Raw genomic sequence first — 9,646 nt, forward strand, 5'->3', positions numbered from 1 at the left:
ACAAAAACATAAAGAAGACTAATAATCTGATAATTTAGGGTAATTTTCCTCTTTACAATAGTAAAACCTTGTGATATAGTAGGAAAAAACAAAAGAAAGGAACAGGTGTATGAAAGAAGGAAATGTAGTCCAGCATCATGGACTGTATCGTTCCGAATTCGAACATGATAACTGTGGAATCGGTGCGATCGTTAATATCAAAGGACAGAAAAGTCACGATACAGTGGCAAACGCATTGAAAATCGTTGAAAATCTTGAACATAGAGCTGGCAAGGATGCCGAAGGTAAGACAGGTGATGGAGTTGGAATCTTATTACAAGTTTCTCACAGATTCTTCTCTAAAGTCTGTAAACCTCTCGGCATCTTTTTAGGTTCTGAAAGAGATTATGGAGTGGGAATGTTCTTCTTCCCGCAGGACGAATTAAAAAGGAATCAGGCAAAGAAGATTTTTGAAGTCATCGTCAAAAACGAAGGAATGAATTTCCTTGGATGGAGAGAAGTTCCGGTAAAGGCAGATGTACTTGGAAGCAGAGCAGTTGAATGTATGCCGTGCATTATGCAGGGATTTATTGAAAGGCCAAAGAAAGTAGAACAGGGTATTGATTTTGACCGTAAGCTTTACATTGTAAGACGTGTATTTGAGCAGAGTGCAGATGATACATATGTGGCATCCCTTTCCAGCCGTACTATCGCTTATAAAGGAATGTTCCTGGTAGATCAGCTTCGTCTGTTCTTCCCGGATCTGCAGGATCCTGATTATGACTCTGCGATCGCACTGGTTCATTCCAGATTCAGTACGAACACGAATCCAAGCTGGGAGAGAGCACATCCGAACCGTTTCATCGTACATAACGGTGAGATCAATACCATCCGTGGCAACACGGACAAGATGCGTGCCAGAGAAGAGAATATGGAATCTGAGTGTATGAAAGGAAAACTTCACGAAGTACTTCCGGCAGTTAATACCAGCGGTTCCGATTCAGCAATGCTTGACAATGCAATTGAGTTCATGGTTATGAGTGGCATGGATCTTCCGCTTGCAGTAATGATCGCAATTCCGGAACCATGGGCGAACAACAGAAACCTTTCCCAGAAAAAGAAAGATTTCTATCAGTATTATGCAACCATGATGGAACCATGGGACGGACCTGCGTCCATTCTGTTCAGTGACGGTGACTGCATGGGAGCCGTACTTGACAGAAACGGGCTGCGCCCATCCAGATATTATATTACGGATGACGATACACTGATCCTTTCCTCAGAGGTTGGTGTTTTAGATATTCCACCGGAGAAAATTGTAGTAAAAGAAAGATTGCATCCTGGCAAGATGCTTCTGGTTGATATCAAAAAAGGAAAAGTCATTGATGACGAAGAACTGAAAGAGACTTACGCAAGCAGACAGCCATATGGTGAATGGCTGGACAACAATCTGATCGAGTTAAAAGATCTGAAGATCCCGAATCAGAAAGTTCCTTCTTATACGGCAGAAGAATGCAGAAGACTTCAGAAAGCATTTGGATATTCTTATGAAGAAGTAAAGACATCCATCCTGAATATGGCGAAGAATGGTGCGGAAGGAACGGCTGCTATGGGTATCGATGCACCGCTTGCGGTATTATCAGATATGCATCAGAATCTGTTCGGATATTTCAAACAGCGTTTTGCACAGGTAACCAACCCTCCGATCGATGCCATCCGTGAGAAGGTCGTTACATCCACAACGGTTTATATTGGCGAAGATGGTAACCTTTTGGAAGAAAAAGCAGAGAACTGTAAGATGTTGAAGGTCAACAACCCGATCCTTACAGAGACAGACCTTCTGAAGATTAAAAATATGAAAGAAGACGGATTCAAGGTTGCAGAGATCCCGACAATCTATTATAAGAATTCAAGCCTTGAAAAAGCAATTGATTATCTGTTCATCGAAGTTGACAGAGCTATCCGCGAAGGGGCTAACATCCTGATCCTTTCAGATAGAGGAGTGGATGAATATCATGTGGCAATGCCGTCACTTCTGGTACTTTCCGGATTGCAGCAGCATCTGGTACGTACGAAGAAACGTACGTCTGTGGGGATTGTTCTGGAGACGGGAGAACCAAGAGAAGTACATCATTTTGCGACACTGATCGGTTATGGTGCATGTGCGATCAACCCGTATCTTGCACATGAATCCATCAAACAGCTTATTGATACCGATATGCTTCAGAAAGACTATTATGCGGCAGTTGATGATTATAACAATGCAGTGCTGGGAGGAATTATAAAGATTGCATCCAAGATGGGTATTTCTACAATCCAGTCTTATCAGGGAGCTAAGATTTTTGAGGCAATCGGACTGAAACAGGAATTTATTGACAAGTATTTTACGGACACGGTCAGTCGTATCGGCGGCATCGGAATCGAAGAAATTGCGGCGGATTATATTGCACGCCATTCTCAGGCATTTGACCCGCTTGGACTGGAAGTTGATATGACACTGAACAGCGTCGGACAGCATAAGTTAAAGAGTGGTGGAGAGAGACATCTCTATAATCCACAGACGATCCATATGCTTCAGGAATCTACAAGACGTGGTGATTATGATATGTTCAAACAGTATACGGATATGGTTAATGCAGAGGGAGAACATATTAATATACGTGGACAGCTGGAATTCAATTATCCGAAGAAAGGCATTCCGATTGAAGAAGTAGAAAGCGTAGATGAGATCGTAAAACGCTTCAAGACAGGGGCCATGTCTTACGGTTCTATTTCCAAAGAAGCACATGAGACACTGGCAATCGCGATGAACCAGTTACATGGTAAATCCAACAGTGGTGAAGGTGGAGAAGAAATTGAACGATTAGATACCAACCGCTGTTCCGCAATCAAGCAGGTCGCTTCCGGACGATTCGGTGTAACTTCCAGATATCTGGTAAGTGCACAGGAGATCCAGATCAAGATGGCACAGGGAGCAAAACCAGGAGAAGGCGGACATCTGCCGGGAGGAAAGGTATATCCATGGATTGCCAAGACCCGTCATTCTACACCGGGAGTCAGTCTGATCTCGCCACCGCCACATCATGATATCTATTCCATCGAGGACCTTGCACAGCTCATTTATGACTGTAAGAATGCGAATAAAGATGCAAGGATTACGGTGAAACTGGTATCAGAAGCCGGCGTTGGTACTGTAGCAGCCGGTGTTGCCAAAGCAGGAGCCGGACTGATACTGATCTCCGGATATGACGGAGGAACCGGTGCGGCACCAAGAAGTTCGATCCACAATGCCGGACTTCCATGGGAGCTTGGACTTGCCGAGACACATCAGACGCTGATCCAGAATGGTTTGAGAGAAAGAGTCCGCATCGAGACAGACGGTAAGCTGATGAGCGGCCGTGACGTGGCGATCGCAGCCATCCTTGGAGCAGAAGAATTCGGATTTGCTACCGCACCGCTGGTAACAATGGGATGTGTAATGATGCGTGTATGTAATCTGGATACCTGCCCGGTCGGAGTTGCAACACAGAATCCAGAACTTAGAAAGCGTTTCCGCGGAAAACCGGAATATGTTGTGAACTTCATGCGCTTTATCGCACAGGAACTTCGTGAATATATGGCAAAATTCGGTGTCCGTACACTGGATGAACTGGTAGGAAGAACAGATCTTCTGAAGGTGAAGGATGTGCCAACATCAGAACGTGCATCCACACTGAATCTGGAGCAGATTCTGGATAATCCTTATGAAGGCACAAAGACACCGATGACCTTCAATCCGAAGAAAGTCTTTGACTTTGAACTTGAAAAGACACTGGATGAAAAAGTTCTGGTAAAAGAACTTCTTCCTGCTGTAGAAAAGAAACAGAAGAGAAGCATTGAAATAGATGTAACAAATACAAACCGTACATTTGGAACGATCTTTGGTTCAGAGATTACAAGAAGATATCCGGAAGGTCTGGATGAAGACAGTTATGTAGTACATTGTAAAGGTGCCGGCGGACAGTCATTTGGTGCATTCATTCCAAAGGGACTGACACTGGAACTCACAGGTGACAGTAATGACTACTTCGGTAAAGGATTGTCAGGTGGTAAACTTGTCGTATATCCGCCGAAAGGAATCCGTTATAAAGCCGAAGAGAATATCATCATCGGTAACGTTGCACTCTACGGTGCGACAAGTGGTAAGGTATTCATCAACGGTGTGGCAGGAGAACGATTTGCAGTGCGTAACTCCGGCGCAACAGCTGTTGTGGAAGGTGTCGGAGATCACGGATGTGAATATATGACAGGCGGGCGTGTAGCTGTTCTTGGTGGAACAGGTAAAAACTTCGCAGCCGGCATGAGCGGCGGTGTCGCTTATGTACTGGATATGGAAAATGATCTCTATACAAGAGTCAATAAAGAGATGGTCCATATCGAACATGTGACAACCAAGATGGATGTCGGAGAATTAAAGAGCATGATCGAAGAACATGTTGCCAATACCAATTCCGAACTTGGTAAGAAGATCCTGGATAACTTTACAGAATACCTTCCAAAATTCAAGAAGATCATTCCAATCGATTATGAGCGGATGCTGACAACGATTCTTCAGATGGAAGAACAGGGCATGAGCAGTGAACAGGCAAAGACAGAAGCATTTTATGCGATCAAAGAAGGAAGATAGGGGGGGAAGAACAGTGGGAAAAGCAACAGGATTTATGGATTATGACAGACAGGATAAGCCGGCTGAAGATCCAAAAGAACGAATTAAGCATTTTAAAGAGTTTCATACACCTCTGTCAAAAGAAGAACAGGAACTGCAGGGAGCCAGATGTATGGCGTGCGGCGTACCGTTCTGCCAGTCCGGTCAGATGCTGATGGGAATGGCAAGTGGCTGCCCGCTTCATAACCTGGTACCGGAGTGGAATGATCTGATCTTTCACGAGAACTGGGAAGAGGCATATTACAGACTGAAAAAGACGAATAACTTTCCGGAATTTACATCCAGAGTCTGCCCGGCACTTTGTGAGGCGGCATGTACATGTGGACTGAACGGAGAGGCAGTTTCAAGTAAGGCGAATGAATACAGCATTATTGAAAATGCATATAAAAAAGGTTACGCAACGGCAAAACCGGTGAAAGTAAGAACCGGAAAGAAGGTAGCGATTGTAGGATCGGGGCCATCCGGACTTGCGGCGGCCGATATGCTGAACAGAAGAGGTCATAGTGTGACGGTCTTTGAAAGAGAGGATAAGATCGGTGGACTTCTCCGTTACGGCATCCCGAATATGAAACTGGAAAAGCAGTTCATTGACCGGAAGATTGCGATTATGGAAGAAGAAGGAATCCGGTTCGTGATCGGATGTAATATCGGAAAAGATAAGAAAGCGGCTACATTATTAAAAGAATTTGATCGTGTGGTTCTTTGCTGCGGTGCATCCAACCCAAGAGATATAAAAGTTCCGGGAAGAGAAGCCGAAGGAATCTATTTTGCAGTGGATTTCCTGAAATCAACCACAAAAGCACTCTGGAAAAATGCAAAACAGAATGCAGACGGAACCTATGATCTAAACCTGAAAGACGGTACATACATTTCCGCAAAAGGGAAAAATGTTATGGTCATCGGTGGCGGAGACACCGGAAATGACTGCGTGGGAACATCCATGAGACACGGAGCCAAGAGTGTGCTGCAGCTTGAGATGATGCCGAAAGCTCCGGATGAACGTACCGAGATGAACCCTTGGCCGGAATGGCCGAGAGTCTGCAAGACGGACTACGGACAGCAGGAAGCTGCCGCTGTCTTCGGACATGACCCGAGAGTCTACCAGACAACAGTAAAAGAATTCAAAAAAGACAAAAATGGAAAAGTCTGCAAGGCAGTTCTGGTAAAATTAGAGCCTAAGAAAAATGAAAAGACAGGACGTATGATGATGACGGAAGTAGCCGGAAGTGAATATACAGTAGATGTAGATCTTGTATTAATCGCAGCCGGATTCCGTGGAAGTCAGGACTATGTCACGAAAGCATTTGGTGTGGAAGTAAATGAACGTACGAATGTGAAAACCGCGCCGGGAAAATATGACACGAATGTGAAAAATGTATTTACGGCAGGAGATATGCACAGAGGACAATCGCTGGTTGTATGGGCAATCCGTGAGGGCCGTGAAGCGGCAAGAGAAGTGGATATCAGTCTGATGGGATATACGAATATGTATGTGCAGTAAACGATTATGTGTCTGAACAGAACTGGAAAATAAGATAAAGATGAAAAATTCTTGAATAATCTGCGAGTACAATTTATAATAAGAAGAAACAGGCCGGAATCATATGTTCCGGCCTGCTAAATGTTACAAAAATATTAAAAAATGTTGCAATTTGTATTTGTGTGCGCTATAATAGGGAACAGATGTGAGAGATTGTTCTCATGACGAGGGGAAAATAATTAAAACAAATAAGAAAGAAGAGTGAGTATGAATAAACACGGAATCAGATTGATCACAGCAGTGGTGACAAGTTCAATGATTGTAACACCGGTTCTGGCAGCACCGTCTGTCGATGATTTGAAGAAGGAAAAAGCATCAAAACAGAATGAAGTCAGTTCGTTACAGTCACAGCTTACAACATTGATGGGAAAGGTTAATACACTGGAAAGTGAATTGATCCAGACAGGTGAGGATATTACAAAAGCACAGAGTGATCTGGTAGTTGCGCAGAAGAAAGAAAAAGAACAGTATGCAGCAATGAAGAAGCGTATTAAATATATGTACGAAGCCGGTAATGATTCAGCGTTTGAAACATTGGTCACATCGGATGATTTTACAGATCTCTTGAGCAAAGCAGAGTATGTTCAGAATGTACATAGTTATGACAGAAAACAGTTACAGGAATATGTAGAGACAAAGCAGCAGATTTCAGATTTGAAGGACAGTCTTGAAAAAGATCAGAAAGAACTGGAAAGCAAGCAGGCTGAATATGAGAAGCAGGGTGATAACCTGAATAACCTCATTACTTCCAAATCAGCAGAAGTTGCAAATCTTGATTCAGAGATTCAGGCAGCAGCAGAAGCGGCAGCAAAGGAAGCAGCGGAGAGAGCGGCAAAAGAAGCAGCAGAAAAGGCTGCAAAAGAGGCTGCAAAGAAGCAGCAGGCATCTGCAGCTAATAACAGTACTTCATCTAACAGACATAATTCTACAACAAGCAACAATACAACGAGCAACAAAAATAACACAAGTAATACAACGAGACCATCAGGTAATAATACAAGCAGCAATACAACAAGCGGATCGAATGCAAATGGTGGCACGATCGTAAGCAGAGCATACAGCCAGCTTGGAAAACCTTATGTATGGGGTGCATACGGACCGAGCAGTTTTGACTGTTCAGGATTCGTAAGCTACTGTCTGACAGGAAGCTATACACGTCTTGGTACAACTCTTACATTTATGGGATGGACAAGGGTAAGCAACCCACAGCCTGGTGATGTTGTAACAACAGCAACACATTGTGGTATTTATATCGGAAATGGTCAGATGATTCATGCTCCGCACACAGGAGATGTTGTAAAAGTCGGACCGGTACAGTCTGGTATGATTTATGTGCGTAGATAATGAAAAGTAAATAAAATAAAAACCGGAATCAGGTAACTGGTTTCGGTTTTTTATTTTTTATGCTAAAGTTTGCAGAAAAATAAAAGGAAAATCCTTGCAAACAGACAACCTTTATGGTAATATTAAAAAGTCGCAAAAAATCACGCATAGGCTTGTCCCGATGGTGCCAAAGCCTGGTAACAGGACGGTTTCGGGGACGTATAACAACATATGCGGAAGTAAAAAACCAATGGAGGAAAGAAACATGAGCGTTATTTCAATGAAGCAACTTTTAGAAGCAGGTGTTCACTTTGGACATCAGACAAGAAGATGGAACCCTAAGATGGCTCCTTATATCTACACAGAGAGAAATGGTATCTACATCATCGACCTTCAGAAATCTGTAGGTAAAGTAGATGAAGCTTACCAGGCAGTAGCTGATATCGCTGCAGAAGGCGGATCAATCCTTTTTGTAGGTACTAAGAAACAGGCTCAGGATGCTATCAAAGTAGAAGCTGAACGTTGCGGAATGTACTATGTAAATGAAAGATGGCTTGGAGGAATGCTTACAAACTTCAAGACAATCAAGAGCAGAATCGCTCGTCTGAAAAACATCGAGAGAATGTCAGAAGACGGAACATTTGATGTACTGCCTAAGAAAGAAGTTATCCAGTTAAAGAAAGAATGGGATAAACTTGAGAAGAACCTTGGCGGAATCAAAGACATGAAGACACTTCCAGACGCTATTTTCGTAGTAGATCCTAAAAAGGAAAGAATCTGTGTTCAGGAAGCACACACACTTGGAATTCCACTTATCGGTATCGCTGATACTAACTGTGATCCAGAAGAACTTGATTATGTAATTCCTGGAAACGACGATGCTATCCGTGCTGTAAAACTGATCGTTTCTAAGATGGCTGACGCTGTAGTAGAAGCTAACCAGGGTGTTGCAGGCGAAGAAGAGTATGTTGAAGAAGCTGAAGAAGCAGCAGTAGAAGAATAAGATTCTTAAAAAACATAATTGGAGGATAAGATCATGGCAGTTACAGCTAAGATGGTAAAAGAATTAAGAGAGATGACTGGTGCAGGAATGATGGACTGCAAGAAAGCTCTTAATGAAACAGATGGTGATATGGATGCAGCTATCGAGTTCTTAAGAAAGAACGGAGAAGCTAAGGCTGTTAAAAAAGCCGGACGTATCGCAGCAGAAGGTATTGTTATGGCTGATGTTAAAGAAGACAAGACAGCAGCTATCGTAGAAGTTAACTCAGAGACAGACTTCGTTGCTAAGAATGCTGAATTCCAGGGATTCGTTAAAGCTGTTGTTAATCAGGCAATCGCTTCTGAATCAACAGATATGGAAGGATTCATGGCTGAGGCTTGGAACGAAGATGCTTCTAAGACAGTTCAGGATGCATTAAATGAAAAAATCTCTGTAATCGGAGAAAAACTGAGCATCAGAAGATTTGAGAAAATCGTTACAGACGGCTGTGTAGTAGATTACATCCATGGCGGCGGACGTATCGGTGTTCTCGTAGAGGCTGATACAGATGTTGTTAACGACGAGATCAAAGCTTGTCTGAAGAACGTAGCTATGCAGGTTGCAGCTATGTCTCCAAAATATACTTCACGTGATGAAGTAGATGCTTCTTTCTTAGAGCATGAAAAAGAGATTCTTCTTGCTCAGGCTAAACAGGAGAATCCTAACAAACCAGATAACATCATCGAGAAGATGATCATCGGACGTCTCAACAAAGAGATGAAAGAGATCTGTCTGTTAGACCAGGTATACGTTCAGGACAGCGACCTTACAGTAGCTAAATACGTAGAGAAGGTAGCAAAAGAGAACGGAGCTAACATGACAGTTAAGAGATTCGTTCGTTTCGAGACAGGTGAAGGTCTTGAGAAGAAGAACGAAGACTTCGCAGCTGAAGTTGCAGCTCAGATGAACGCATAATCTTATAGTTCGCATAAGAATTTGAACCGTAATTTTATCATGTAAATCAATGAAAAACCTTGAATTTCCTATGAAAATGGGATGATTCAAGGTTTTTTTGCGTGTTGGGAAATATAAATTTAAAAATTATTTTTTGATAATT

5 protein-coding genes are annotated in these 9,646 nt (G+C 42.9%); all 5 read left to right on the plus strand.

The annotated features are described in order from the left end of the window. The first annotated feature begins 109 nt into the window (after positions 1–109). The 5 genes from gltB (at position 110) to tsf (ending at position 9,504) form a co-directional block, all read left to right on the plus strand. Positions 110–4,645 (plus strand): glutamate synthase large subunit, encoded by a 4,536-nt coding sequence (gene gltB / locus NCY30_RS10615; protein WP_161158691.1) that lies wholly within the window; start codon positions 110–112, stop codon positions 4,643–4,645. A 13-nt stretch (positions 4,646–4,658) separates the two neighbouring features. Then, positions 4,659–6,185: a glutamate synthase subunit beta gene (locus NCY30_RS10620; RefSeq protein WP_055180943.1), complete on the plus strand. Its 1,527-nt coding sequence runs from the start codon at positions 4,659–4,661 to the stop codon at positions 6,183–6,185. 246 nt (positions 6,186–6,431) lie between these two features. Continuing rightward, positions 6,432–7,568, plus strand: a complete 1,137-nt coding sequence (locus tag NCY30_RS10625) for a coiled-coil domain-containing protein (protein WP_250818727.1) — start codon at positions 6,432–6,434, stop codon at positions 7,566–7,568. Between the two features lie 244 nt (positions 7,569–7,812). After that, complete coding sequence (rpsB, locus tag NCY30_RS10630; protein ID WP_022415428.1) at positions 7,813–8,550, plus strand: 30S ribosomal protein S2; 738 nt, start codon at positions 7,813–7,815, stop codon at positions 8,548–8,550. Between the two features lie 33 nt (positions 8,551–8,583). Next, a complete protein-coding gene (tsf, locus tag NCY30_RS10635; protein WP_022415429.1) occupies positions 8,584–9,504 on the plus strand; it encodes a translation elongation factor Ts in 921 nt (306 codons plus the stop codon). The last annotated feature ends 142 nt before the right edge of the window (positions 9,505–9,646 follow it).

The organism is Dorea sp. MB18-49 (genome assembly GCF_023669465.1).
GTDB classification, from domain to species: Bacteria; Bacillota; Clostridia; order Lachnospirales; family Lachnospiraceae; genus Dorea_A; species Dorea_A longicatena.

Excerpts from the sequence above, each read along its gene's own strand:
- gltB (WP_161158691.1), top strand. The coding sequence starts at position 110 with ATGAAAGAAGGAAATGTAGTCCAGCATCATGGACTGTATCGTTCCGAA.
- NCY30_RS10625 (WP_250818727.1), top strand. The coding sequence starts at position 6,432 with ATGAATAAACACGGAATCAGATTGATCACAGCAGTGGTGACAAGTTCA.
- rpsB (WP_022415428.1), top strand. The coding sequence starts at position 7,813 with ATGAGCGTTATTTCAATGAAGCAACTTTTAGAAGCAGGTGTTCACTTT.
- tsf (WP_022415429.1), top strand. The coding sequence starts at position 8,584 with ATGGCAGTTACAGCTAAGATGGTAAAAGAATTAAGAGAGATGACTGGT.